22 protein-coding genes and 1 tRNA gene are annotated in these 25360 nt (G+C 57.3%); 14 read left to right on the top strand and 9 right to left on the bottom strand.

Translation table 11 applies throughout. The features are described 5' to 3' along the window. Nucleotides 1-112 precede the first annotated feature (112 nt). Together O3S85_RS03350 and O3S85_RS03355 are read left to right on the top strand one after the other, a co-directional pair. Nucleotides 113-1024: a phosphoribosylaminoimidazolesuccinocarboxamide synthase gene (locus O3S85_RS03350; protein ID WP_269537844.1), complete on the top strand. Its 912-nt coding sequence runs from the start codon at nt 113-115 to the stop codon at nt 1022-1024. Nucleotides 1025-1218: 194 nt separating this feature from the next. Then, a tRNA-Asn gene (locus O3S85_RS03355) sits at nt 1219-1293 on the top strand. A 47-nt stretch (nt 1294-1340) separates the two neighbouring features. On the opposite strand, the gene O3S85_RS03360 is transcribed toward O3S85_RS03355, so the two are convergent. Further along, nucleotides 1341-2261, bottom strand: a complete 921-nt coding sequence (locus O3S85_RS03360) for a LysR family transcriptional regulator (protein WP_269537845.1) — start codon at nt 2259-2261, stop codon at nt 1341-1343. Between the two features lie 80 nt (nt 2262-2341). Here O3S85_RS03360 and O3S85_RS03365 point away from each other — a divergent pair, with 80 nt between their 5' ends. From O3S85_RS03365 to O3S85_RS03375, 3 genes are all read left to right on the top strand, one after another. Next, nucleotides 2342-2680: a nuclear transport factor 2 family protein gene (locus tag O3S85_RS03365; protein WP_269537846.1), complete on the top strand. Its 339-nt coding sequence runs from the start codon at nt 2342-2344 to the stop codon at nt 2678-2680. After that, complete coding sequence (locus O3S85_RS03370; RefSeq protein WP_269537847.1) at nt 2677-3483, top strand: SDR family oxidoreductase; 807 nt, start codon at nt 2677-2679, stop codon at nt 3481-3483. The genes O3S85_RS03365 and O3S85_RS03370 overlap by 4 nt, the downstream gene beginning before the upstream one ends. Nucleotides 3484-3635: 152 nt before the next feature. Continuing rightward, entirely contained in the window at nt 3636-4460 is an 825-nt protein-coding gene (locus O3S85_RS03375) for an alpha/beta fold hydrolase (protein ID WP_269537848.1), read from the top strand. Between the two features lie 590 nt (nt 4461-5050). Here O3S85_RS03375 and aroA read toward each other — a convergent pair. The 3 genes from aroA to O3S85_RS03390 all read right to left on the bottom strand — a co-directional run bounded on the left by aroA (nt 5051) and on the right by O3S85_RS03390 (nt 7879). Next, entirely contained in the window at nt 5051-6391 is a 1341-nt protein-coding gene (aroA, locus tag O3S85_RS03380; RefSeq protein ID WP_269537849.1) for a 3-phosphoshikimate 1-carboxyvinyltransferase, read from the bottom strand. A 68-nt stretch (nt 6392-6459) separates the two neighbouring features. Then, nucleotides 6460-6897 (bottom strand): hypothetical protein, encoded by a 438-nt coding sequence (locus O3S85_RS03385; RefSeq protein WP_269537850.1) that lies wholly within the window; start codon nt 6895-6897, stop codon nt 6460-6462. A 61-nt stretch (nt 6898-6958) separates the two neighbouring features. After that, complete coding sequence (locus O3S85_RS03390) at nt 6959-7879, bottom strand: LysR family transcriptional regulator (protein ID WP_269537851.1); 921 nt, start codon at nt 7877-7879, stop codon at nt 6959-6961. Between the two features lie 76 nt (nt 7880-7955). Between O3S85_RS03390 and O3S85_RS03395 the strand changes: the two genes are divergently transcribed. The 9 genes from O3S85_RS03395 to O3S85_RS03435 all read left to right on the top strand — a co-directional run bounded on the left by O3S85_RS03395 (nt 7956) and on the right by O3S85_RS03435 (nt 21667). After that, nucleotides 7956-8936 carry a CmpA/NrtA family ABC transporter substrate-binding protein gene (locus tag O3S85_RS03395; protein ID WP_269537853.1) on the top strand — a complete coding sequence of 327 codons (981 nt, stop codon included), beginning with the start codon at nt 7956-7958 and terminating at the stop codon, nt 8934-8936. Nucleotides 8937-9232: 296 nt separating this feature from the next. Next, complete coding sequence (locus O3S85_RS03400; RefSeq protein WP_269537854.1) at nt 9233-10594, top strand: CmpA/NrtA family ABC transporter substrate-binding protein; 1362 nt, start codon at nt 9233-9235, stop codon at nt 10592-10594. 101 nt (nt 10595-10695) lie between these two features. Beyond that, nucleotides 10696-12258 carry an ABC transporter permease gene (locus O3S85_RS03405; RefSeq protein WP_269537855.1) on the top strand — a complete coding sequence of 521 codons (1563 nt, stop codon included), beginning with the start codon at nt 10696-10698 and terminating at the stop codon, nt 12256-12258. Between the two features lie 37 nt (nt 12259-12295). Then, complete coding sequence (locus O3S85_RS03410; RefSeq protein WP_269537856.1) at nt 12296-13141, top strand: ABC transporter ATP-binding protein; 846 nt, start codon at nt 12296-12298, stop codon at nt 13139-13141. A 41-nt stretch (nt 13142-13182) separates the two neighbouring features. Then, nucleotides 13183-14058 (top strand): ABC transporter ATP-binding protein, encoded by an 876-nt coding sequence (locus tag O3S85_RS03415; RefSeq protein ID WP_269537857.1) that lies wholly within the window; start codon nt 13183-13185, stop codon nt 14056-14058. Between the two features lie 273 nt (nt 14059-14331). Then, nucleotides 14332-15888, top strand: coding sequence for a DmsC/YnfH family molybdoenzyme membrane anchor subunit (locus O3S85_RS03420; RefSeq protein ID WP_269537858.1), 1557 nt, complete (start codon nt 14332-14334; stop codon nt 15886-15888). Further along, nucleotides 15885-18104: a molybdopterin oxidoreductase family protein gene (locus O3S85_RS03425; RefSeq protein ID WP_269537860.1), complete on the top strand. Its 2220-nt coding sequence runs from the start codon at nt 15885-15887 to the stop codon at nt 18102-18104. The genes O3S85_RS03420 and O3S85_RS03425 overlap by 4 nt, the downstream gene beginning before the upstream one ends. Nucleotides 18105-18135: 31 nt before the next feature. After that, on the top strand, nt 18136-19899 hold the full coding sequence (locus O3S85_RS03430; RefSeq protein ID WP_269537861.1) for a NirA family protein: 1764 nt from the start codon (nt 18136-18138) through the stop codon (nt 19897-19899). After that, nucleotides 19886-21667, top strand: a complete 1782-nt coding sequence (locus O3S85_RS03435; protein ID WP_269537863.1) for a sulfite reductase subunit alpha — start codon at nt 19886-19888, stop codon at nt 21665-21667. Before O3S85_RS03430 ends, O3S85_RS03435 begins: the two co-directional genes overlap by 14 nt. A 23-nt stretch (nt 21668-21690) precedes the next feature. Here O3S85_RS03435 and O3S85_RS03440 read toward each other — a convergent pair whose 3' ends face one another. The 5 genes from O3S85_RS03440 to O3S85_RS03460 all read right to left on the bottom strand — a co-directional run bounded on the left by O3S85_RS03440 (nt 21691) and on the right by O3S85_RS03460 (nt 25346). Beyond that, entirely contained in the window at nt 21691-21978 is a 288-nt protein-coding gene (locus O3S85_RS03440) for a hypothetical protein (RefSeq protein WP_269537864.1), read from the bottom strand. A gap of 71 nt (nt 21979-22049) precedes the next feature. After that, nucleotides 22050-22733, bottom strand: coding sequence for an HAD-IA family hydrolase (locus O3S85_RS03445; protein ID WP_269537865.1), 684 nt, complete (start codon nt 22731-22733; stop codon nt 22050-22052). Next, nucleotides 22730-23536, bottom strand: coding sequence for a glycosyltransferase family 2 protein (locus O3S85_RS03450; protein WP_269537867.1), 807 nt, complete (start codon nt 23534-23536; stop codon nt 22730-22732). The genes O3S85_RS03445 and O3S85_RS03450 overlap by 4 nt, the downstream gene beginning before the upstream one ends. Next, nucleotides 23533-24327 carry a glycosyltransferase family 2 protein gene (locus tag O3S85_RS03455; RefSeq protein ID WP_269537868.1) on the bottom strand — a complete coding sequence of 265 codons (795 nt, stop codon included), beginning with the start codon at nt 24325-24327 and terminating at the stop codon, nt 23533-23535. Before O3S85_RS03455 ends, O3S85_RS03450 begins: the two co-directional genes overlap by 4 nt. Further along, on the bottom strand, nt 24324-25346 hold the full coding sequence (locus tag O3S85_RS03460) for a glycosyltransferase family 9 protein (RefSeq protein WP_269537869.1): 1023 nt from the start codon (nt 25344-25346) through the stop codon (nt 24324-24326). Before O3S85_RS03460 ends, O3S85_RS03455 begins: the two co-directional genes overlap by 4 nt. Nucleotides 25347-25360 lie beyond the last annotated feature (14 nt).

Below are 25360 nucleotides of genomic sequence, written 5' to 3' on the forward strand. Positions count from 1 at the left end.
GGGACAGACCTAAGAAAGGTTGTGAAAGCTACCTTGCCATCCGGATTGCGCAAGTGTTTTTTTTGAAAAAATTTTCGTGCCCTTTAGCCTTTGTCACGACAGCATCGCCGGCATGACTTTTGAAGAGATTTGTAATGCGCTGCCAAGCCAAGCCCGTAGGGAGGTTGCTCAATTTCCATACCCGAAAATTGCCAGTGGCAAAGTGCGGGAAATCTTCGACCTCGGCGACCGTTTGCTGATTGTCGCTACGGATCGCCTGTCGGCTTTCGACGTCGTATTGCCCGACGGCGTACCTGGTAAGGGCCTGCTCTTGACCCAGCTAAGCCTGTGGTGGTTTGAGCGCACGCAGTCCATTATTCAAAACCACCTGGTGCCGAATCACGCTGTGGAGCTATGTAAGGTGTTGGCGGATTTCCCCGAATGGATTCCCTACGCGATGCTCGTGCGCAAGCTGGCTCCGGTGAAGCTGGAGGCCGTGGTGCGTGGATATTTGTCCGGCAGCGGCTGGAAGGAGTATCAGCAAACTGGAGAGCTCTGGGGGCGCCCGCTGCCGGTTGGTCTGGTGGAGAGCAGTGCTTTACCCAAGCCGCTCTTTACGCCTACGACCAAAGCCGATGTTGGGGACAAGGACTTGCCGGTGAATGATGAGCAGGGGGCGGCGGTTATTGGTGAGGCGCGCTACGAGCAGGTTCGTTCCGTTGCACTGAAGCTTTACGATTTAGGGGTCGAGTATGCGGACAAGGCTGGCTTGATTCTGGCAGATACGAAATTTGAGTTCGGCGTCGACGAGGCGGGAGAGCTCTTTCTCATCGATGAGGCGTTGACGCCGGATTCGTCCCGCTACTGGCCCAAGCAAGGCTACGCGGCTGGCAAGCCGCAGCCAGCATTCGACAAGCAGTATGTGCGTGATTACCTGGAAACGCTGGATTGGGATAAAACACCGCCTGGACCGAGCTTGCCGGAAGAGGTCATCATGCAGACTCGTGAAAAGTATCTCGGTGCTCTCAAGGCGCTGATGGGGTAATGATTACTGTATTTGAAGCGGCAAATCGCCTGGTATCGCATTGCTTTTCTGCAATTTTACCGGACTTTTTTGCCGTGACACATCAGACTCACCCTCCGGAAAGCCACTAATAGACAGGGATTTAAGAAAGTTTAAATTTTTTGAAAGTTTCCCTTGCCAAGATGGAAACCCGCGGCATACTCCGAACACTTTATTGCCCGGTAGCTCAGCGGTAGAGCAGGTGGCTGTTAACCACTTTGTCGCTGGTTCGATCCCAGCCCGGGCAGCCATTTTAAGAGTTTCGGAGTTTTTCCTTTTTCGAGTGAGTGAACTTTCACTACACCGAAAACTTCGAGCGTTGAGCTTCTGTTTTTAGAAGCTTCACCAGCAACTCGGCGTGCGGATTAGGGCGCGTTGTGGAAAGGCCTATTGTGGCAGTGACTGGTTCAAACTTTGGGAAGAACGGTCGACACACAAGTGAGCGTGGTATGAATTCAATCACGCTATCGGCAAGGATCGCTGCAGCTTGGTATGCCTCTACGCTGGCGAAAAGGGTCGAGATTCCGTCTGTCTCCAAGGCTGAAAAGTGTGGCTTAAAACCAAAGGGTTTGAAGATCCTTCGGATGTGTGGAACGTAATCGGGAAAATTCGGCTGAGCCAACCCGACTAAAGGCACGTTGCGCAAGCGCTTGGGTGCAATGCGTTTCGATTCCGCCAACGGATGATTGGCGTGCATGACCAGCACAAGCGTTAACCGACGCAATTCGGTCCATTGAAATCCAGGTATGGCTTCGAGAGATGGTTCCAGTGCAATGATGACATTCAATTTGCCTTCGATTGCCATCTGCTTCATCTCCGGTGGTGAAAGATCCGCAAGTTCGATTCGGACCCTTGGATTCTCTGCCTGAAACTGCTGGAGAGCGCGGGGGAGAATACCAGCCGTTGCCGATGGGGAATAGCCGACGCGCAGCACTTCGCTAGCAGTCTCACCTCGCACACGGTGCACGGCGAGCTCCGCGCGGGCGAGCACTTCGCGGGCTTCATCGTAGAATAGCTCGCCAACTTCGGTCAGCTTCACCGCGTTCTTTCCGCGGATGAGCAACCGCACGCCCAGCTCTTCCTCAAGATCCTTCACCTGGCGGCTGAGTGCCGGCTGGGTGAGGTGCAGGATTTGCGCTGCCCGGTTAAATGAACCGTGCGCCGCTACGGCGACAAAGTAACGGAGGTGGCGAAGTTCCACATTTTTGATCTGACTCAAACTAAAAGTATTAGCGAGCCAAAAAACTCGGCATTGGACGTAGAGGAGACAATGCGGTATCCTACTCCAACTTCCGACCAATGAAAACAAACACGACCGATCACCTACCGAAACCGGTGGCAGAATACATAGAAGCGGTGAACCGCTTCGACGCCGCGGCTGCTGCCGCTTGTTTCACTTCAGAAGCGACAGTCCACGACGAGGGGGGCGACCATGTGGGGGCTGCCGCCATCGAATGTTGGGTTGCCAAAACGAGCCATCGGTATCGACCACATGCCACGATAACGAACGTGCAGGGGTTCGGAGAAAAGCTGAGGATGGCCGTGAAGGTGGCTGGTGATTTCCCCGGTAGTCCGATCGAACTCGACTATGAACTGCGGGTGAGTGACGGAAAAATCTTAGAACTGAGTATCCAATGAAAACGCAAAAGCCAGATATTCCAATTAGCGGAGATGAATTTGCCGGACAGCGTGTTTTCGTAACTGGTGGCACTAAGGGGGCAGGCGAAGCGATGGTGCGCAGATTTGCCGCCGCAGGTGCATCGGTCGCCACGACTGCCCGCCGGGCACCAACTGAGTCTAACCTCCCCGGGATTTTCTTCGCGGGCGACTTGTCTTCAGCAGAAGGCGCTAGAAAAACAGCCGCTGAACTCCTGGATGCCTTCGGCGTGCCGGATATCTTGATTCACAATCTCGGCGGCTCAAATGCGCCGGGCGGAGGCTTTGTAGCCCTCAACGACGAGCAGTGGGTCGAAGAGCTGAACTTGAATCTGTTGGCCGCTGTTCGTATCGACAGGGTCATCGTCCCGTCGATGGTGGAGCGCCAATCCGGCGTAGTGATCCACATTTCGTCAATACAGAGGCAGTTGCCGCTGCCCGAGTCTACCATTGCATATGCTGCGGCGAAGGCAGCGCTCTCTACATACAGTAAGGCATTGTCGAAGGAGGTAGGGTCCAAGGGGGTTCGCGTCACCTCTGTCTCCCCTGGATGGATCTATACCACAGCTGCACAAGCCATGGTATCCCGGCTTGCTGAACACGGTGGCACGGACGAGGAGACCGCGCGCCAAGGTATTGTAAATGCACTGGGCGGTATTCCCATTGGTCGCCCGGCCTGGCCGTGGGAAGTCGCAGAACTGGTGGCCTTTCTTGCCTCTGCGCGAGCCGGTTCTATCCACGGGGCCGACTATGTCATTGATGGCGGAACCGTTCCTACTGTCTGAGCGATTCACCTCAAAGTCCCCAAGGCTGGCGTATCAACACCCTTAGATGGCATTGTTTGAGTCAATTTTGGCACAACAAAAGCTACTTATTTACTACCAACTTTCCATGTTTTGCAGTAACGTTTCGATCAAAAGATTTAACCCAAAAAAGTATGAGTACCTTCACAACGAAAGACGGAACTTCGATCTATTACAAGGACTGGGGAACCGGTCCGGTCGTCAGTTTCAGTCATGGCTGGCCTCTGACGGCTGATGCCTGGGAAGCCCAGATGTTTCACCTCGCGAGCAATGGCTTCCGTTGCATCGCTCATGATCGCCGAGGCCACGGTCGTTCTAGCCAGCCTTGGCATGGCAACGATATGGATACTTACGCGGACGACCTTGCGCAGCTTTTTGAGTTTCTCGACGTAGACGACGTAATGATGGTCGGGCACTCGACGGGTGGCGGCGAAGTCGCCCGATACATCGGCCGGCATGGAACCCAACGTGTTTCCAAGGCGGTATTGATGGGTGCGGTACCGCCGATCATGTTAAAAACCGAGGCGAACCCGGGTGGTCTTCCCATGGAAGTGTTTGACGGATTTCGCGCTGCCTACATTGCGGATCGTGCTCAGTTTTTCCTGGACGTTGCGACGGGCCCGTTTTTCGGCTTTAACCGGCCAGGAGCGAAAGTTTCCGAAGGACTCATCCGCTCATGGTGGAGCCAGGGGATGATGTCCGGTCACAAGAACGCCTATGACTGCATCAAGGCTTTTTCTGAAACCGACTTCACTGAGGACCTTAAGCAGTTCGACGTGCCGACGCTTATCATCCACGGCGACGACGACCAAATTGTGCCCATTGACGCCTCGGCAAAGCGCGCTGTGCAGTTCGTCAAAAACGCTGAGCTTATTATATATCCTGGCGGGGGACACAGTCTTGGGGATACTGAAAAAGAAAGACTCAATGCCGACCTGCTTGACTTCGCCCGCTCATGAGTTCGAAGGCGTAAACTGACGCTAGATGAATCCATTGGCGCATTGATTTTAAGCCGAAAATCTAAGGGCGGTCGCCATCAGTCAGGTGGCTGCCCAGGTCTACAGGAACAAACGGGGAAATCTTGACCGTGGTGCAAGGGGTTCAGGCGAGAGTCTGTTTTTACGCGGCTCAATGCTTGGTTTTATCAATGTGCCCAGTTGAACTGAGTTTGCCCCGGTGTTTTCTGTCAGTTTGCCCATAGGTTTCGTGCCGCGAAAGGTATAGGCTTCGTGTCAGTTTGCCTAGGTGTTTCGTGTAACGAAAGGTATGGACAAACTGGCAGTTTCCCTATGTGCAAACTCGGATGTCAGTTATTTCCCTTTCAGGAGAGCGACTCTTGTCGCGGAAAATCGTGGATTTGAGTATGGAGTGCGCCAGCCCTCTGGCGCTTTAGCATTTTCAGAGGATTCTTCCCGACTGTAGTCGGTGTTGAACAAAGTAGATACAGAACCTTCTGAAGTATCCACAAAATCCCGAAAGCGCCAGAGGGCTGGCGCACTCCATAACTTGAGCGAATGTGGCGGGTGCCCTGGAGGTATTTTGGTGCCTGCTAGCCTCGCAGCTTGGCGAGGACGTCGAAGAAGTTGGGGAAGGTCTTGGCGCAGCAGCCGGGGTCGTTGATCGTGATCCAGGGGCGGCCGTCGCCGTGAAGGTCGTGGCTGCCGAGGATGCCGAAGCTCATGGCGACGCGGTGGTCCTCATAGGTGTCGATGGCCAGCGGGGCGTCCTTGGTGGCGGCAATGAGGGCGGCCTTATCGGGGTGGACGGTCATGCTGTCGTCGGTCTCGTCAACGCATTGGCCGAGCTTGCGCAGTTCGGTGGCCATGGCGTGGATGCGGTCGGTCTCCTGGTGACGTGTATGGGCTATTCCGGAGATCGTCGTCGGGCCGTCGAGCAGGGGCGTCACCGCCGCCAGCGTGAGGAAGGTGTCCGAGATCGGGTTGAAGTTGATGTCGACTCCGGGCGTCTGGCGCTCGGGGAACTCAGCCACCAGAGCGTTTTCGTCGACATTGAAGAACGCCCCCAGCGGCTGGATCGCCTCGATAAACTTGATATCGCCCTGCAGGCCAATGCCGTAGCAGCGCTCCAGCGTCAACGAGCCGCCGACGACCCAAGGTAGCATTGCGAAGTAGCTGGCCGCCGTGGCGTCGGGCTCCACGACGTAGGCTGGGCGCGGGTAGTAGTAGGTGCCCTCGCCGTTAAAGGTGAAAGGGCCGGTGTCGGACTCGCCCTGTGGCTGCACGCCGAACTGCTCGATCATGGCGAGCGTCATCCCGATAAACGGATGGGAAACGGTGGCACCGGCCAATGAAATCGTCAACGGAGCCGAGGCAAAAGGAGCAATCATCAGCAGCGCAGAGAGGATCTGACTGCTGGCGGAGGCGTCGACGCTCAGTTCGCCACCGGGCATGCCCTTGGTCTTGAGCGTGAAGGGGAAAAAGCCGGGCTCGCCGTGGTATTCCACTTCGGCCGCGCCATGGGCGACCAGCGCATCGAGCAGGCCACGCATCGGGCGCTTACGCATCGGGGCCGAGCCATCGAGCTTGAAAACGCCGTCCGGGCGCAGACAAAGCATGGCGGTCAGGAAGCGGGCGGCGGTGCCGGCGTTGCCAACGTAGATCTCGGCCTCCACATTGGGGATCTTGCCGCCGCAGCCGTTGACGAAAATCGTTTTGCCGGCCTCATCCTCGTCCACGGTGATGCCGAGCGCGCGCAGGGCGTTGGCCATGATTCGGGTGTCGTCGCTGAATAGCGCGCCTTCGAGCGTCAGTGACTCCCGCGAGAGCGCCGCGAGGATGAGCGCGCGGTTAGTAATGCTCTTCGAGCCGGGCAGGGTGACGCGGCCGCCAACGGGACGCGTAAAAGGCTGAATGGTCAAAGGATCGGTCATGGCAAAAGCAAGCAGTCAATCGACTGCGGTCACGGCTTCAAGCTTGAATGGGGTGGGTTTGCGTTCCGCTACATCTTCGACTTAAACTGGGCGCGGACGTCTTTGGTCTGCAGGGCCCAGATAGCGTAGCCGCCGCCGATGACCATGAGGATGCTAATCAACCAGAACATAATAAGCTGCGGGGTGGAAGCACCGCTGAGGGCGTCCGGGGTCCGCAGGACCATGATGATCTTACCCGCCGTGAAGATCACAAACACGTAGGCACAGGACAGGGCGAACGTACGCCACATGGCTTTGCGCTTAAGCAGGCCCCAACCAACGACCAGGAACACCATCAGGAAGTTCGGGGCGGCGAGGGGTTCGTAGATAAATGCCTGAACCGTCTGGATCAACGCCAACGCGCCAATAAAGATGAAAGCCCAAGCCACATAGACCAGGTGGTTTGTCTTTTTCTTTTCTTTCAGAGGTGCAGTTTCTGTCTCGGTAGGCTTTGGATCGTTTTCCATTACTTATAATCATGCAGGCAAAGCCCGCGCGGCGCTAGACTTTTTTCAGCGCCAAGCAGGGTTATACGTATTCCAGTGCGTTGCGACCGAGAAGGCGTTCTTTGGCCTCGATACAAAGACCGATGAAGGTTTCTTCAAATAAAGTCAGCTCGTGTTGGCGCGCCCAGTAGAAAGCCCACTTGCGTGTGGGGCCGCCCTCAGCAATGGGGCGGAAAGTCAGGCTGCCAACGGACTCATGAGTCGCGGCGACCCATTTTGGGGCAAAGGCGAGGCCTTGGCCGATCTTCACCATTTCGATGATGGCCTCCATACTGCCGACCTCGATTAACTCCGCGGGGCGGACGCCCTGACCGTGCAAGCGATCCTTGATGATGGCATCGGTCGGATTGTTCCCGCCATAAAGGTGAAGTGTCTCACCGCTGAGGTCGTTGAGGTCGATGATCTCCTTAGATGTCAGCGGGTGAAAAGGTGGCATGACGATCATCAGCTCGTCTTCGAACCAGTCGAGCGATTCCAAGTCGGCGGCGTCGGCTCCCACGCCAAAGGCGAGGACGAGGTCGATGTCGTTGTGGCGCAGTTGCTCCACGTTCTGCTTGCTGGGTGCCGGGTTGATGCTGATCGTGCAGCTGGGAAAGCTTTGCTTAAATTCGCGGATGATCTCGGGCAGCACGATGTGGGCGCAGGCCGGGGTGGCACCAACGCGGAGTCGGCCACGGCCCCAGCCATCGAAGTTGCCAATGCGCTCGCGCATGGATTCCAGGCGGGCCAGGATTTCGGTGGCTTCGCGTATAATATACTCGCCGGGCTCGGTCGGGCGGATGCGCCGGCCCTCGCGTTCAAACAGGCGGTGACCGACGTCAGTTTCCAGCGCTTTGACGGCGTGGCTGACGGCGGACTGCGTCAAATGTAGTGATTTGGCAGCCTCGGTGAAGCTCCGTGTTCGCGCGACGGCGACGATGGTCATCAGTTGTCTTGTGTCCAATGGAGCTATCATGGCATGGAACTGGCTAGCAAGCGCCATACCATTCATGGCGCAAACGACAGATAAAACTGACACAATGAAAATTGGGTTGGTGCGGCTTCTTGATGCCGCGCCCTATATTTTGGCGGGTGAGTTGGGCTATTACCAGGAGGTCGGGCTCAAAGTGAAGCTCACGTGGGAGCTTGGTTGGGCCACGATTAAGCACAAAATTGCTTATGGGGATTTAGACGCTGCTCACGCACTGGCCCCGCTGCCGCTGTCGATATCAATCGGTTATGAGGTCGCCGCTCGCGCGTGCAAGGCGCTGATGGTCACCAGTCGTCTGGGCAATGGGATTACGCTTTCCAACAATATTCGCGCGCGCGGGGTAAATAGCGCCGACGATTTCCGCGCGGAGGTCCGCTCAATGCGGGGGCAACGCCTGTACAAGCTGGGGGTGGTCTCGATGGACTCCTGTCACTGCTTTTTGCTGAAACAGTGGCTGACCAGCATTCGGCTGGACCCGGATCGCGACGTCAAGATCGTCGTCATTCCGCCGGGCCAGGCAGTGCGCAATCTTCGCGCCGGCACGCTGGATGGCTACTGTGTGGGTGAGCCCTGGAACAGCTTGGCAGTCCGTGAGGGCCTGGGCTGGACGGTGGCCATGAGCAATGACCTTTCACCGAATCACCCGGAAAAGGTGCTGCTCGCGCTCAAGTCGAAGATCGACGAGCGGCCCGCGCAATACAAGGCGCTCGTGGCCGCATTGACTAAGGCTTGCGCCTACTGCGCCGACCCGGAAAATATTACCCGGGTGGCTCGTCAAATGCGCCGCGTGCAGGTGTTGGGCAGTACGGCCCAAGGCGCGGAAAAGATTTTGCGCGGCGAGTATGACCGCGGAACCGGGCTGGGCGTGATGCCGGAGCCGGTTATTGACTTTTGCAAGAACGGCCAGACGCATATCTCTGCGGCCGATGTTGCCTGGATATCGCTCAGCGCCAAACAGGCGGAGTGGGGCGGTGTATCCTCGGAAGCCTTGATGAAAGCCGCTTCCAGCGCCTACGAACAAGCCGAGTAGTGGGCGTTTTCGACCGCTTGGGTCGGAATTGGCATGAATTTCGTGCCTATAATTTACCATTAGCGTGAATCTGCTGTGTTAAATTATCCATGAGGCGCGTTCATGTGCTTTCTGAATATTACAAGAGACGTTTCATGGCCAGATTTTGTGCGGTTTGCGCGATAGATGAATTTAATTCATGAATCGCATGAGATTAATGACCGATTGATTACGTGGGACTTACGTTATTTGGCATGTGCGGTGCAATAATTGGCACGAACAACTTTTGCACCGCTAACTTGCCAAATAACACACTCATGAAACGCACTCTCATCAACACCGCCGCTGCACTCGCCATTGGTATCACCTCGGTTTACGCCGATCTGAACCTCGAAAAGGATGAGCTCAAGTTTGGCTTTATTAAACTCACTGACTGCGCGCCACTCGTCATCGCTAAGGAAAAGGGCTTCTTTGAGGATGAAGGCATCCAGGCTGAAGTCATTGCCCAGCCCAACTGGAAGACGCTGCTCGACAACGTAATCAACGGCAATCTGGACGGCGCGCATATGCTCTCCGGCCAACCCATTGCGGCCACAATCGGCATCGGCACCCAGGCGGACGTCATTACCGCCTTCACGATGGATCTCAACGGCAACGGCATCACGGTTTCCAACGCCGTTTGGGAAGAAATGCAGTTTAACGACCCGGCTCTGGACACGCCCACGCCCAAGCACCCGATTTCCGCCAAGGCTCTCAAGCCTATCGTCGATGAAAAGCTAGACGCTGGTGAAAAGCTCCAGATGGGTATGGTGTTTCCGGTCTCCACGCACAACTACGAGCTGCGTTACTGGTTGGCCGCATCGGATATCCATCCGGGCATGTATACTGAGTCTGACACCGGCGGTCGCACCGATGCCGAGGTCGAGCTGTCCGTGACGCCCCCGCCGATGATGCCGACCGTGCTCGAAGCGGGTAACATTCAGGGCTACTGCGTGGGCGAACCGTGGAACCAGCAAGCCGTTGCCAAGGGCATCGGCGTCCCCGTGACCACCAACTACGACGTCTGGAAAAATAATCCCGAAAAGGTCTTCGGCGTGACCCAGGAGTGGAACGACGCCAACCCGAACACCCACGTCGCAGTGGTTAAGGCGCTGATCCGCGCGGGTAAGTGGCTCGATGAAAAAGACGCCGACGGCAACTTCGTCAACCGCGAGGAGGCAGTCCGCATCTTGTCCCAGCCGAACTATGTGGGTGCCGACTACGACGTCATCAAGAATTCCATGACCGGCACGTTCATCTTCCAAAAGAGCGACGTCCGCGAAATGCCGGAGTTCAACGTGTTCTTCGATCACTACGCGACTTACCCTTGGTATAGCGATGGCATCTGGTTCCTCACGCAAATGCGTCGTTGGGGTCAGATCACCGAGTCCAAGCCCGCCAGCTGGTATTTCGCCACTGCCGAAAAGGTCTACAAGCCAAGCATCTACCTGCAAGCCGCCACGCTGCTGCTGGAAGAAGGCCTGATCGAAAACGACGACATCCCGTGGAACACCGACGGCTATAAGCCCGCCACCACGGAGTTCATCGACGGCGTTGAATACGACGGACGCGACCCGATCGGTTACGTGAACAGCCACAAGATCGGCAACAAGGACCCTGAAGGCCTCGCCGCCAAGTAACGATTCTCACCCGTAATATGTCCCTGGGCCCGGCGGACTGCCATCTCGCCGCCGGGCCACAGGAACGACTTCGATATTTCAACTAAACGCTGACCGTTTCCATGAAATTCAAAATACTTAAAGCACTCGACGTCGCAGGCCTGCAGGTCTTCGATCCTGTTGTTCGCCTCATTTGTGGCGAAAATCCGCCGGAGCAATTTCGTAAAATCCTGCTCTTCATTGGCGTGCCGATTGTTACTTTTGTTGTCTTCCTGGGCGTGTGGACCTACCTGGCTCCGCGTCACACCACCAAGGCAGGCGAGGTGCCCACGCCCGGTGTGGTGAAAAGCGCGGCTGACGGTATCTGGACTTTCCACGTTCGCGAAAACCAGAAGGCCACTGACTTCCTCCTCGAAGGCGAAGCGCGGGAAGAAGCGCTGGCCACCGTCAAGGCCCGCATTGTCGAGCTGGAGCCACTGGCTGCCGCTGCCAAAGAGCAGTTGGACGAGCTTGAATCTGCCTCGAAGGCCAAGATCGACGCCGAGGTTGGCCCGCTGCAAGCGAAGTATAAGGAAATGCGCACGCAGTCGCGTGATGAGGCCAAGGCGCGCGAAGAGGCGCTGATTGCCGAGGCTCAGGCGCTGCCCGTTAATGACGCCGCTGCACGCGACGCGTTCCTGTTGAAGGTCGCCGAACATGAAGCCAAACTGGAGGCCGACAAGGAGGCGCAAAAAGATTTCAAGGCGCAGATCGACGCCGCCTACACGGCGAAGTTTCCCGAGATGGAAGCCGTGCGCGATCAATACAATGGCTACGAAGAGGAACTGCAGTATTTGAGCAAGCGCCTCGACTACCTGACTGCGGGCAACCAATCCGTGAAGGTGACCGGCGAGCAAAGCGAACTCACTGAGCTGCAAACCGCGTTCATGACCGCCACCGGTGGCAAGGAAACGTTCAGGGCTGCTGAGCAGGTGCTCAAGAAACAGCAAGCCATCGACCGCATTGCCGAGAGTGAATACTCCCGCCCATGGACTTTCCCGCGCCAGATCGCGCGCAGTGTCTGGTGTGTGTTTGTCGGCTTCTTCATTGGCACCACGATTGCCGTTCCGCTGGGTGTGATCTGTGGTCTGAGCCGCGTTTGTATGGCCGCGCTGACTCCGCTCATCGCGCTGTTCAAGCCGGTCTCGCCGATTGTCTGGCTGCCGATTGTTTTCATTATCGTTGGCGGATTTATCTCCGACCCGGAGCAGGCACCCGTCCACCCGGCGTTCCTTTCCTCGGCGATCACGGTGGCGCTTTGCTCGCTGTGGCCGACACTGGTCAACACCGCTCTGGGGGTTGCCTCGGTCGAGAAGGACCACGTGAACGTTGCCCGTGTGCTGCGTCTCGGCTTCTTCAGCCGTCTCTTTAAGATCGTGCTGCCATCGGCACTCCCGCTGATCTTCGCCGGGCTGCGCATCTCCCTTGGTGTGGGCTGGATGGTGCTCATCGCCGCCGAGCTGCTATCCTCCAGCGAAGGCATTGGAAAATTCGTCTGGGATATGTTCAACAACGGTTCTTCGCAGACCTTTGCCCAGATGTTCGTGGTGGTGTTCGTGGTTGGCGCGGTAGGCCTCTTGCTCGACCGCATCATGATCGTCCTGCAGCGCTCGGTGTCCTTCGATGGTGCCCCGACTGCAATCTAACTCTGCAACGCAAAGTAATTTCAACGACTGGTATTTTATGGCTTTCCTGGAAATGGAAAATGTCAGCGTGGGCTTCGGTCCGGAGGGTTTTCGGACCGAAGTCTTGCGCGACGCATCTCTCTCCGTGGAGGAGAATGAATTCATCGCCGTGGTTGGGTTTTCCGGCAGCGGTAAGAGCACTCTGGTTTCGCTACTCACCGGCTTGCTGCGTCCCGACAGCGGCGTCATCAAGCTCAAGGGTAAACCGGTGACGAAGCCCGGCCCGCACTTGGGCATTGTCTTTCAAAACTACTCGTTGCTGCCGTGGCTTTCGGTTTACGGCAACATCGAACTGGCCGCGAAACAGGTCTTCCCACACTACAGCAAAAAGGAGCGCAGGGCCCATGTGGAACGCTACATCGAAATGGTGAGCCTCACGCCGGCCCGCGACAAAAAGCCCAGTGAGCTCTCCGGCGGCATGCGCCAGCGCGTTTCCTTGGCGCGCACGCTCTCGATGCAGCCCGAGGTGCTGGTGATGGATGAGCCGCTCTCCGCGCTTGACGCCCTGACCCGGGCCAACCTGCAAGACGAGCTCGTCCGCATCTGGGAGGAAGACAAGCGCACGGTGGTCATGATTACCAACGACGTCGACGAAGCTGTGTTGCTTGCCGACCGCATTGTCCCGCTAACCATGGGCCCCGGTGCCACGCTGGCCAGGGACTTCCCCGTCACACTGGATCGCCCGCGCGATCGCACGACGCTGAACACCAATCCCCAGTTCAAGCACCTGCGCAATGAAATCATCCACTTCATGACCGCCATGAACAAAGAGGCCAAGATGCTTCGCGTCGATAAAGGCCTGGCCATGCCAGACATTCAACCAATCGATTTTTCCGCTGCTTAATCAAGCAACCAAAATACCTCAATCATCAACGCTGACACATCATGATTGACAACAGATATGTAGAAATTTCCAACCTCGTTAAGGCCTATCCGAATCCCTTCGGTGAAGCCGTGAAGGTTGTCGACGGGTTTAACCTGACCATCAAAAAAGGCGAAGTGATCGGAGTAATCGGTCACTCCGGTTGTGGCAAGTCCACGGTGTTGACCATGGTTGCCGGCCTCAACGATATTTCCGACGGTGGCATCGTGGTCGCCGGTAAAGAAATTGACGGCCCAGGCCCGGACCGCGCGGTGGTTTTCCAGGCACCTTGTTTACTTCCCTGGATGACGGCCTTTCAGAACGTCATGATGGGCGTGAAGCAAGTTTACCCGCACGCGTCCAAGCAACAGCGCCGCGTCATCGTGGAGTATTCGCTGAGTGTCGTTGGCTTGGCCGACGCCATGCACAAATACCCGCGTGAGCTTTCCGGCGGCATGCAACAACGCGTCGGCATCGCTCGCGCGATTGCGCTCAAGCCGAAGGTGCTGCTGCTCGACGAGCCGTTTGGGCGATTGGACTCGCTGACCCGGATGGAGTTGCAGGACGTTATCCTCGGCATCCTCGACCGTGAAAAGATCACGACGATGATCATCACGCATGACCCCGATGAGGCCATCTTCATGTGCGACCGCATTTGCATGATGACCAACGGGCCGCATGCGCGGGTGGGGCAGGTGATGCCGATCCATTTCGAGCGTCCGCGCAGCCGTGAGGAAATCATGGAGACGGACGAATTCTACCGCTACCGCCAGCGCCTGCTACAGTTTCTCGACGACTGCGAGGCCGAGAAGCATGGCGGCGGCCCGATCCGCTTCGATCCTGATATCGAGTCGGCCAGTGAGGCATTACCGCCCGCCGAAGCCGCCGCATCACACTGATCGCAGTATAAATATAGCCGAATGGTCAGCAGGCAGGAGTGCAAGATGTATAAAAATTACCGCCATCTTGTTTTCCTCACTGGCTCAGCGGTTTGGTTGTGGCTTCGAAATCTAGGCCCTGTGGGTGGAATGTTAAGCGTTCATGCCTATATGATAATCGTATGAATAATGCTCATACTTAGAATGAGCCGATTGATGTTTCTAAATCCCGCAGCAACAAGTAGTTGGCATGGCCGGTGCATCAATAGGAGCGAACATAATTTTTGAGTAATAATGATCTCCGAAGTCCATACGCTCGAGTCTGACGAAACGCCGATTGATCGGCTGTTGCGTGAGCAGGCGCGTCTCGAAACCCCCGTCACGGACTTTTCCCGCCGTTATGACGAGGGTGATTTCGAGGGACCGTTTCGTGACCTGTTGCCACTGGAAAACCCCAAGGAGGGCCAGCAGTTTGCCTTTGAGGTGGACTTGGATCGGTGCACCGGCTGTAAGGCCTGCGTGGCCGGTTGTCATAGCTTGAATGGCTTGGAGGAGAACGAAACTTGGCGCGACGTTGGCTTGATCCAAGGCGTGCGTGAAGGTAAGGCCTACCAGCAAACGGTGACGACTGCCTGCCACCATTGCGTGGACCCCGGTTGCCTGAATGGCTGCCCGGTCAATGCCTACGAAAAAGATCCGAAGACAGGCATCGTTCTGCACCTCGATGATCAGTGCATCGGCTGCCAATACTGCGTGCTCAAGTGCCCCTACGACGTGCCGAAGTACAGCAAGCGACTGGGCATCGTCCGCAAGTGCGATATGTGCTACAGCCGTCTTTCCGTGGGTGAGGCACCCGCCTGCGTGCAGTCGTGCCCGACGGAAGCCATTCGCATCGTCACGGTGGATAAGGAAGCTTTGCAACACAAAGCAAAGGAAGACGGCGCACCGTCATTCCTACCCGCTGCCCCGCATCAATCTTACACCAAGCCCTCGACGGCCTACATCTCCAAGCGTGACATCCCACAAGACGCAGTCGCGGGTGACGCCACTACGCTGCGCCCACAGCACGCGCACTGGCCACTGGTCATCATGCTGACCTTGACGCAGATTTCCGTAGGCTTGGCCGGTGCTGCCGCGATCTGGACTGCTCAGCAAGCTGCGCTTCTCGTCGCCTCAAGTATCTTTGCCGCGATTGGCTTGACTGCCAGTGTCCTGCACCTCGGCCAACCGCTCAAGGCTTGGCGAGCATTCCTCGGGGTGACGCATTCTTGGCTGAGCCGGGAGATCGTTACCTTCGGCGGTTACGCACCGCTGCTCTTCGGCCTGACCGCTGCGCAGTTTATCCCGCTGCCATTTGAAATTCCTGCCTTCGCACTTTGGGCGACAGTCGCTATCGGTCTGGCAGGCGTCTTCACCTCGGTGATGATTTACGCCGATACGCAGCGCCCATTCTGGCGGTTCACTTACTCCAGCGTCCGTTTCTTTGGTGCCTCGGCCATCGCGCTCGGTGTCGGCGGCTGCGTGTTTGGGCTGTGCTCGGTGAGCTTCCTGGCACTGTCACTCGGGGTGCTGGTAAAGGCAGCAGTGGACATCGCTGGCATGGTCGAGCTGGGCAACCCGCAGTTCAGCCCGGGCAAGCACAGTGCGTTGATCCAGCTCGAATGTGAACGGGAAGTGTTCATTGCCCGCTGGTTATTCACCTTAATCGGCGTGCTGCTAATCTGGTTTGGCGCGCAATCCGTTTTTGCCATAGGCGGTGCACTGCTCGTCCTGGGGGGCGAGATCGCGGAGCGCTACTTGTTTTTCCGGGCCGTGGCGGCACCCAAAATGCCGGGAGGAATTGCATCATGAACTCGACACGTTTTACCCAACGACCTGAAGCGAACACGCCGCTCCGCCAATGGAACGGCCCGCTGACGCAGGAGATCGTCCAGCGCCCGTCGGAGTTCGGCCTTGGCCAACTGCCCATGACGCAGCAGCCTGACGCCACCACCGAGAGCGTATGTGGCTACTGCGCCACCGGCTGTTCCCTGAAGGTTCACCTCAAAGACGGCCAAGCTTTTAATCTCTCTGCTGACAAAGCCTACCCGGTGAACATGGGCATGGCTTGCCCGAAAGGCTGGGAGTCGCTGGCCCCGCTTAAGGCCAATGACCGCGCCACCACGCCGCTGCTCCGCGACGCCGATGGCAAGCTGCAGCCGGTCTCTTGGGAGCAGGCAATGATGGAGATGGTCACCCGATTTAAGGGCGTTAAACAGGAGCATGGCGGACGGGCAATTTCCTGGCTCAGCACCGGCCAAATCCCCACGGAGGAGATGGCCTTTCTCGGCTCACTTTGTAAGTTCGGCATTGGCATGGTTCACGGCGATGGCAACACCCGCCAGTGCATGGCCACGGCGGTCGCCGCTTACAAGGAGTCCTTCGGTTTCGATGCGCCGCCCTATACTTATCAGGATTTTGAAGAGTCGGACGTGCTCGTCTTTGTCGGTTCCAACCTGTGCATCACGCACCCGATCATGTGGCAGCGCGTCATGCGCAATCGCCGCAATCCTGAGATCGTTGTCATCGATCCTCGCAGCACGGAGACAGCGATGGCTGCCTCGCATCACCTGCCACTGAAGCCGAAGTCGGACCTCGTTTTGTTCTACGGCTTGGCGCGCGCACTGATAGAAAACAACTGGATCGACCAGGACTTTATCGACGCGCATGTGGACGGCTTTGCCGAGCTGAAGCAGTTCCTGCTCGAAGGCGAATACGACCTCGCCAGTGTCGCAAAAATCTCCGGCCTCGATGAAGGTGCGTTGTTTGAAGTGGCCCGCCTGATCGGCAGCGGTAAACGCGTCTCCCTCTGGTGGACCATGGGCGTCAACCAAAGTCACGAAGGCACCCGCGTCGCGCAGTCGATCATCAACCTCGCTCTGCTGACGGGGAACATCGGCAAGCCTGGAACTGGCGCGAATTCCATCACCGGCCAGTGTAACGCCATGGGCTCGCGCTTGTTCAGTAACTCCACGAATTTGCTCGGCGGCCATAAATTCACCTGCCCAGATGATCGCGCCAAAGTCGCTCGTATTCTAGACATTGACGTGGCCTGCATCCCCACCGAAAACAGCTGGAGCTACGACCAGATTTTAGAAGGCGTCGAGCGCGGTGAAATCAAAGCCCTGTGGATCATCGCCACGAATACCGCGCACTCATGGATCAACCAAAACCGTTGGAACCGCCTCCGCGAGAAGCTGGATTTCCTCGTCGTGCAGGATATGTTTCACACGACCGAGACCGCGCAGATGGCAGACCTAGTCTTGCCCGCCGCCGCGTGGGGCGAGAAGGAGGGCACGCTAATCAACAGCGAGCGCCGCATCGGCCGCATTCGTAAAGTCAGCCGCGCGCCCGGACAGGCCCTGGCAGATTTTCACATTTTCCAACTCGTCGCACATTACTGGGGCTGTGGCGAAATGTTCAGTCGCTGGCGCTCGCCTGAGGCCGTGTTTAAAATCATGACGGAGCTCTCCAAAGGCCAGCCCTGCGACATTTCCGGCATTGAAAATTACGCGATGCTGGAGCGAAACGGCGGCATACAATGGCCGCTAGCTGAGTCCGTTGAAAAAGTCGAAAAGCAACGACGCCTGTTTACCGACGGCAAATTTTTCACCCCGAATGGCCGCGCGAAAATGATCTTCGATACGCCGCGAGAATTGCCAGAACCGACCGACGAGGAGTTTCCCTTTACACTACTTACGGGCCGCGGCTCGTCCTCTCAGTGGCATACCCAGACACGCACTGGAAAGTCCGACGTGCTGCGCAAACTTTACCCCGCCAAGGCATACATCGAGATCAATCCCGAAGACGCGCGTCGACTCGGTATTGGTTCCGAAGAATCGGTTGTGGTTCGCTCCCGTCGTGGCGCGATCACCGTGACTGCACACCTGACGCCAATCACGCCGGTGGGATCCATCTTTGCTCCGATGCACTACCGCCAAGTGAACCAACTCACGCACTCGTCCTTTGATCCGCATTCGCGCCAGCCCTCCTACAAGGCCTGCGCGGTGGCGGTGAAAAAGGCCTGAAATTTGACACTCATCAACGACTGACATCACCATGAGCACCAACCAGGAATTCAACCCGATACAGAAACAGTACTTGCAGGGATTTTTTGCAGGCGTTTCTCAGCGCGGTTACTTCGTTGGGCAGACCGCAAACGGGCAATTTACCCACGAGGCCGGATCGGCCGAAGGCGGAAACCTTGCCGAGGAAACCGTGCACGGCACGCCCATTGACGATCTCTCCAAAGAGGAAAAAATCAAATACGACCAACATGGCCTCGACGTGTGGGACACTATGCTCGATAACGCTGCAAGGGATAGATTTCCAGAGGGCGGCGATGTCTTCCGCTATAAGTTTCATGGCCTCTTCTATGTGGCCCCTGCGCAGGATGCCTTCATGCTACGCTGCCGGATTCCCGGTTGCGTACTGCGCGCGGATCAAATGATCGGCTTGGCGGAAATCGCGGAAGACTGGGGCGGTAATTGCGCGCACGTTACTACGCGCGGCAACTTCCAGATTCGCGAAATCAAAGCGAAAGACAGTGTTGATGTGCTGGTAAAAATGCGTGAACTCGGACTGACCGCGCAAGGCTCCGGTGCCGATAATGTGCGCAACATCACAGCCTCACCCACGAGCGGTTTTGACCCGCTGGAAGTTATCGACGTGCTGCCGCTGGCCAAGGCAATGCACCACTACATTTTAAACAACCGTGATCTCTACGACTTGCCGCGTAAGTTCAACATCGCCTTCGATAATGGCGGCGCGGTGAGCGTTTGCGCCGATACCAACGATATCGCATTTTACGCAGTGCGAGTCGGCGGAGAGCACGATGTCGAGCCCGGTGTTTACTTCCGCGTGCAGCTCTGCGGCATTACCGGACACAAGCAATTTGCCAGTGACTGTGGGCTGCTGCTCAAGCCGGAAGAATGCGTGGCCGTTGCCGCTGCGATGCTGCGTGTTTTTCAGGAACACGGTGACCGCACGAACCGCAAAAAGGCACGGCTGAAATACCTCGTCGACAACTGGGGTGTGGAAAAATACCTCCAAGAAGTTGGCAAGAAGCTGGCCTTCAAACTGCGTTACTTTGCATTGCAAAGTTGCGAGCCGCGCCAGCCCGTCACGCGCCATGGTTACATCGGCGTTTACCCACAAAAGCAGGAGGGTTTGAACTACGTTGGTGTCACTTGCCCGGTGGGCCACATGACTCCCGACCAGATGAAAGGCGCGGCCCGACTGGCCACGAAATATGGCAAGGGCGACATCCGCCTGACCGCCTGGCAGAACTTTATCATTCCGCACATCGCGACGGAGGACCTCGCTGCATTCAAGGCAGAGCTCCGTGCGCTCGGGATGAACTGCGAGCACGATTACATCATGAACGGTCTTGTAGCCTGCACGGGTAATGCCGGTTGCAAATTTGCCGCCTCGGCCACAAAGGCGCATTCGCTCAAACTGGGCGAGCACTTGAAGAGCGCAGTGACGCTGGACCAGCCGATAAACATCCACCTTACCGGTTGTCCGAACTCCTGCGCACAGCACTACGTGGGCGACATCGGCCTGCAAGGAGTGAAGATAAAAGTCGATGGCGAGTCCGTCGAAGGTTACCACATCGTGCTCGGTGGTGGCGTCGACAACGAGCAGGGGATTGCACAGGAGGTGTTCCAAAGCGTGCCATTCGAGGAGATCCCGCCGCTCTTGGAACACGTCCTCAAAACTTACCTGGCCTCACGCGACGGCACGGAGAGCTTTATTCAATTTACCCGCCGTCACACCACTGAAGAACTCAAACAAATTTTTGCGAACCATGTCCTCAACTAGTCCTCAAGCCCTCGTTCCGTTCTTGCCGGAAAACGCGCCATTCACTGCGGAGCAGCGCGCTTATTTAAATGGTCTGCTGGCGGGCATTTTCTCAGGCTCGCCTGCCAGCTTGCCAATGCCAGCCGAAAGTGCGGCCCCCGCACGCCCCCTAACGATCCTATTCGGTTCGCAAACGGGCAATGCCGAAACACTGGCCAAGCAAACCGCCAAAAAAGCCAAGGCTCAAGGCTTTGCCGCGGAGGTCTTCGACATGGAAGCATACCCGACGGAGCGCCTGCCCAATGAGCAGAATTTGCTCATCATTACCTCGACCTATGGCGAGGGCGACCCTCCCGACAATGCTGAGGAGCTGCACAGCTTTCTCCTGTCCGACGAGGCACCGAAGCTGGAGAAAGTCCGCTACTCGGTGCTGGGACTCGGCGACTCGAATTACCCGGATTTTAACCAGTGCGCCAAGGAGTTTGACTCGCGCCTAGCCGAGCTTGGTGCCGAGCGTTTGCACAATGGCGTGTATTGTGATGTAGAGTTCGACGACGACTTCGAGGAGTGGTTAAGCGGTACGTTGAGTAAAGCGAATGAAGGTGAAGCACCTGCGACAAACTCTGCGATGCAAAGTTTACCTGCGCCGACTGAAGCCGAAGAAGCACCCGGTTACAGTCGCAAGAATCCGTTTGCGGGCAAGCTGCTGAAGAACCACGTTTTGAATAAAGAAGGTTCGGCCAAAGAAATCCGCCACGTGGAAATCTGCCTGAACGGATCGGGGCTAGAATACGAAGCCGGTGACGCGCTGGGCGTGGTGCCGGTCAACTGCAAGGCGCTGGTCGAAGAGATTTTATCCGCGACCGGATTTACCGGCGAGGAGCCCGTTGCCAACCCCGAGGGTGGGGAGGTTGCTTTGTATGAGGCGCTATCGAAGTTTTACGACATTACGAATATCTCGAAGATATTTTTGGCCAACCTTGCGCCGTTTGCGAATCACCAAAAGCTGAACGAACTGCTGGCCGACGGCAGCGGCGATATCGACGATTACATGGCAGGCCGTCAGATCATTGATGCGCTGATCGAGTTCCCGGGTCAGTGGGAAACAACGATGGACTTCATCGGAATGTTCAAGAAGCTCGCGCCGCGCCTTTACTCGATTTCTTCCAGCCCGAAGGCACACCCCGGGCACGTGCATTTGACGGTGGGTGCCGTGCGCTATGAGACGCATGGGCGTAGCCGCAAGGGGGTTGCCTCGACCTTCTTGGCCGACCTCGAAGAAGGCGGCGAAGTGCGGGTTTACGTGCAGCCAAACAAACACTTTAAGCCGCCCGTCAATCCTAATACGCCCATGATCATGGTTGGTCCGGGCACCGGCATCGCGCCGTTCCGCGCGTTTCTCGAAGAGCGGATGTCGACCAAGGCACCGGGCAAGAACTGGCTGTTTTTCGGCGATCAAAAGAGCGAGTTTGACTTCATTTACGAACCGCAGCTCAAGCTGATGCAGGGAGAAAATTGCCTGACCCGGCTCGACCTGGCCTTCTCGCGCGATACGGCGGAAAAGGTTTACGTGCAGCATCGTATGCTGGAGCAGGCCGAAGAACTGTTTGCCTGGTTGGAAGAGGGTGCGCATTTTTACGTATGCGGCGACGCCTCGCGCATGGCCAAAGATGTCGACGCGGCGCTGCACGAAGTCATCGCGAAAGCGGGCGGTATGAGCTACGAAGATGCGACGGCTTATGTGGAAAAGCTACGCAAGGAGAAGCGCTACGTGCGCGACGTTTATTAAACGGTATTGGCTCAGCAGGGCGGCTATTCCGTTTTGCTGAGCTCTGCCTTGAGACGCGCCTTGCACTCGTCGGACATGCCTCGCGAAACGGCAGCCTCGCCGATGTCATCACAGCAGGCCCCGAGCTTGTTATGCATCAGGCCCACCTGCTTGTCGTAGCGGTCGGTGTAGGGGCACATGATGCACAATATCTTCAGCTTCAGCTTCTCGCTAAATGTCAAATTCCGCTCACACGACTCCGATACCAGGCGCGCGGCGTCCTGGCATGTTAAGAAGTTACGGGTGAACCATTTGTAAACGGCGAGAAGCATATATCCTGATTAATCCTTTTCCTTTAAGACGTAATTCTCCGCAATTCCTTGCATGCTTCAATTCAATTTTTTTATGGCAAGGACACGTTGAAGAGTTCGGCGATATTTGCGGCACCCGCTAAGTCGGATGCCGCCGCCTTGGGGCCAACGAGCGCTGCTTGCCAACCCGCACCAATCGCGCCTTGAGCGTCCTCTTTCAGGCTGTCGCCGACATGAAGCAAATGTGCTGAGGAGACGCCAACCTCCGCTTCAATTCGCCTGAAAATCTCGGGTGACGGCTTTTCAACGCCGAGCTCTGCCGAAACGAATATGGCTTCGAAATATTGGGCCAAGCCCAGGCCATTCAAGATGCCTCGCAGGCGCGAATCGTTGTTCGACAAAACGAACATACGGAAGCCGCGTTGCTTGAGGTCTTGCAAGGTTTCGCTGACACCTGGCAATACCCGCCAGCGATCAGGCATTGCGAAGGCATTCCAGAGAGCTTCAAAATGCGTGTCAAATTGGTCGCTTGGCGTCAGGCCATTCAGCGTTCCGGCGACGATGGTGCACCAGCTTTCTCGGTCGAGCACGGCGTCGGGCTTATTCTGTTTGAGTGCCTTAAAACTGGCCCGGAAATTTTGCTCCAACAGATCGGGATCAAGCGGGTAACCCAGGCCGCCAAGCACCTCGGCGTAAACCTCGCCCACCGACGGATGCGGAACGATTAACGTGCCCGCCGCGTCAAATGTGATGGCTTGAATACCATCGAGCTTCATGCCGGTGACTCCAAATGTTGGTCGAGCCCGACTGAGCAGCGGACGCGTTTTTCGTCCAATGTGGCTTGCAGCATTTGCTTGTTAGCGTCGTAGCGATCGCGGGACTGCTCAGGGTGGTTGAGATGCGCGAGCTGTCCGCGGCCATAGACAAATTTACGCTGCAAGCCGAGGTGGTAGAGGCGGGCGGCGAGATCGGAATCCTCGGCACCCCAGCCCTCGTAGGATTCATCGTAGCCATTCACGGCGATCAGGTCGTCGCGCCACATGCCAAGATTGCAGCCGAGGATGCCGTGCAGTTCGCAGTTGCGCTTAATGACTGGCCGGGGCCAGCGCACTGCCTTGAAGGCCCCGTGCAGGTTGCCACTGAGGAACAGGCTGGCGAGATTCGTTTGATTGTCGATCAACGCATCGACTTTACTTTGCACCACAAAGCAACGGCGCCCCTGCACGAAGGTTCCGCGCTCGGCGATGGCCCGGTGATCGGCAATGAAGCGCTTGAAGGGCAGGCAGTCGCCGTCGATAAAGACGAGGTAGTCGCAATGTGTTTGCGCAATGGCGAGGTTCAGAATGCGGGAGCGGCGGTAGCCGTTGTCCTCCTGCCAAACATGTCGCATCCTCCACAGTGGCATCTTGTGGCGCCAGACTTCGACCAACTCGCGCGTTTCTACAGTCGAGCCATCGTCGGCGATTAGGATTTCGTCGGGTGCCTCGGTGCCGGCGGCCAGCCAGCGCAGCACGGCGTCGAGCTTGCGCGGGGAGTTGTAGGTGTTGATCACCAGCCCAATGGCGGGGTGCTTGCTCATTGGCGCGGCTTAAATTTTTCCCGGACTTCCGGCGTGGTGTCGTATTCGTAAAGACGGCTGTGGCGGACGAAGGTTGCGAAGGAAGTCAGCACGGCCGCGTAAAATCCCGGAAAGCCGTCCATGAAACCGCGACGCAAAAAGTAGGCACGATAGAAGCGCCACGGCGGTCGCAAAATGGCGTGGCTGAGCGACCATTTTTTGCCGGCATCGAGCTGGCGCTGCAGGTAGATATCAGCAAAGTAATTGATCTTCTCGATCTGGTCGTTGAGCGTTGGGTTAGTGTAGTGATGCAGGTCCGCAGTGAGCTTTTTGGCGGTGCCTTCGAGGTCCATGCGGTCGTGTTCGCGGCTGCCGGCCCAGCGGCCTTTGCCAGTGCGGATCAGGCGTAGTGAGCGGTCGGGATACCAGTCGCCATGCGTCATCCAGCGCCCAAGGAACCATACTTTGCGCGGAAAAGACGCGCCGTTAAATGCCGGGTCGTCGGCCTCGATGAAGGCGCGTAGTTGATCGACAAGCTCGGGGGAAAGTTCCTCATCGCAGTCGAGGCAGAGCGTCCATGGCTGCGTGGATTTCTCCAGGGCGATGTTTTTCTGGTCGCGGTGGCCGTGCCAGGATTCCTCGAAAATTTGTGCGCCGTACTCGTCGCGGGCAATAGTCTCAGTGCCGTCGGTGCAGTCGTTATAAACGAGGATAATCTCGCTCGCGAGCGGCTTAACGCTGTCGAGGCAGCGGCGGATACGCGCGGCTTCGTTGTGCGCTATCAGGCAGACGGATAGCGGTAGGGTGTTCATTGGCTGCCCCCTTTAAGCAGTGCAAAGGCGGCCTCAGCGACGTCGGTTGGCAGCACAGTGTTGATGCACGGTATGGGCTGATCGCAGACGTGCAGGTGGCCGCTGCAAGGGCAGGGCGCACCTTGGATGCTCAGGTTTTGCGGGCCGAGCGGGGCCCAGCGGGAGGAGGCCGTGGGGCCGAAAAAGCCGACCGTTGGCACGCCTAGCGCCGCCGCCAAATGCAGGGGGGCCGTGTCGGGCGAAATGAAAAGCGAGGCGCGAGCGATGGTTGCGATATACAGTTCCAGCGAAGCAAAGGCGGGCAGGCAATGAGCCTCGGGAAGCGCGGCCTTGAGGGCTGTTAATAATGCCTGTTCACGCTCGGTGTGTCCGGCGGTGAAGACCATGGGCAGGCCGCTTTTTTGCATCAATGCGTGCAGCTCGACCCAGTGCTCGACGGGCCATTCTTTCTTGGGTTGGCTGGTGGACAGGTGGCCGATGATGCCGGGGTTGGGCAGGATTTTTTTGGCCTCGTCAGCCAAAGACGGGTCAGGCGTCAGTTCCAGGGAAAGCCCGTCGCGCAGGAAGGGGACGCTCCACGCCGAGAGCACATAGGCGTCCCGCACGATTTCATGGCGCGTGGTGTCGAGCTCTTCGATGGTTTGCGTGTAGCACTTGGCGCGGCCGGCGAAGCCCTTGGGAGCCATAACGCCGAGTCGTTCGCGGGCACCGATCATACGGGAAAGCACGGCACCGCGGTCGTTGCCGACGAAGTCCACACTGCGGTCAAATTGCTCGGCGCGCAGCTCACGGATCAGGGGCAGGCTGTCGCGGAGGCGGAGCTTTCCGCGCGTGCGCTTAAGCACCCAGACCTTGTCAATCCAACTGAGGCGCTGAAGCAGGGGGGCAGCTTCGGCGGCGACGAGGGCGTGTATCTCGGCCTCCGGCTGATGCTGGCGCAGCATTCTGAGCGCCGGGACCATCAGGGCCACGTCGCCAAGGAACTTGAATTTGATTGCCAGGATTTTTTCGCGTCGCACGGTTAGGGGGCGTT

The sequence above is a fragment of the Cerasicoccus sp. TK19100 genome, from assembly GCF_027257155.1.
GTDB classification, from domain to species: domain Bacteria; phylum Verrucomicrobiota; class Verrucomicrobiia; order Opitutales; family Cerasicoccaceae; genus Cerasicoccus; species Cerasicoccus fimbriatus.

Bases quoted from the DNA above. Each gene is read 5' to 3' on its own strand.
- O3S85_RS03350 (WP_269537844.1), top strand. From the start codon at position 113: ATGACTTTTGAAGAGATTTGTAATGCGCTGCCAAGCCAAGCCCGTAGG.
- O3S85_RS03365 (WP_269537846.1), top strand. From the start codon at position 2,342: ATGAAAACAAACACGACCGATCACCTACCGAAACCGGTGGCAGAATAC.
- O3S85_RS03370 (WP_269537847.1), top strand. From the start codon at position 2,677: ATGAAAACGCAAAAGCCAGATATTCCAATTAGCGGAGATGAATTTGCC.
- O3S85_RS03375 (WP_269537848.1), top strand. From the start codon at position 3,636: ATGAGTACCTTCACAACGAAAGACGGAACTTCGATCTATTACAAGGAC.
- aroA (WP_269537849.1), bottom strand. From the start codon at position 6,391: ATGACCGATCCTTTGACCATTCAGCCTTTTACGCGTCCCGTTGGCGGC.
- O3S85_RS03385 (WP_269537850.1), bottom strand. From the start codon at position 6,897: ATGGAAAACGATCCAAAGCCTACCGAGACAGAAACTGCACCTCTGAAA.
- O3S85_RS03395 (WP_269537853.1), top strand. From the start codon at position 7,956: ATGAAAATTGGGTTGGTGCGGCTTCTTGATGCCGCGCCCTATATTTTG.
- O3S85_RS03400 (WP_269537854.1), top strand. From the start codon at position 9,233: ATGAAACGCACTCTCATCAACACCGCCGCTGCACTCGCCATTGGTATC.
- O3S85_RS03405 (WP_269537855.1), top strand. From the start codon at position 10,696: ATGAAATTCAAAATACTTAAAGCACTCGACGTCGCAGGCCTGCAGGTC.
- O3S85_RS03410 (WP_269537856.1), top strand. From the start codon at position 12,296: ATGGCTTTCCTGGAAATGGAAAATGTCAGCGTGGGCTTCGGTCCGGAG.
- O3S85_RS03415 (WP_269537857.1), top strand. From the start codon at position 13,183: ATGATTGACAACAGATATGTAGAAATTTCCAACCTCGTTAAGGCCTAT.
- O3S85_RS03420 (WP_269537858.1), top strand. From the start codon at position 14,332: ATGATCTCCGAAGTCCATACGCTCGAGTCTGACGAAACGCCGATTGAT.
- O3S85_RS03425 (WP_269537860.1), top strand. From the start codon at position 15,885: ATGAACTCGACACGTTTTACCCAACGACCTGAAGCGAACACGCCGCTC.
- O3S85_RS03430 (WP_269537861.1), top strand. From the start codon at position 18,136: ATGAGCACCAACCAGGAATTCAACCCGATACAGAAACAGTACTTGCAG.
- O3S85_RS03435 (WP_269537863.1), top strand. From the start codon at position 19,886: ATGTCCTCAACTAGTCCTCAAGCCCTCGTTCCGTTCTTGCCGGAAAAC.
- O3S85_RS03440 (WP_269537864.1), bottom strand. From the start codon at position 21,978: ATGCTTCTCGCCGTTTACAAATGGTTCACCCGTAACTTCTTAACATGC.
- O3S85_RS03445 (WP_269537865.1), bottom strand. From the start codon at position 22,733: ATGAAGCTCGATGGTATTCAAGCCATCACATTTGACGCGGCGGGCACG.
- O3S85_RS03450 (WP_269537867.1), bottom strand. From the start codon at position 23,536: ATGAGCAAGCACCCCGCCATTGGGCTGGTGATCAACACCTACAACTCC.
- O3S85_RS03455 (WP_269537868.1), bottom strand. From the start codon at position 24,327: ATGAACACCCTACCGCTATCCGTCTGCCTGATAGCGCACAACGAAGCC.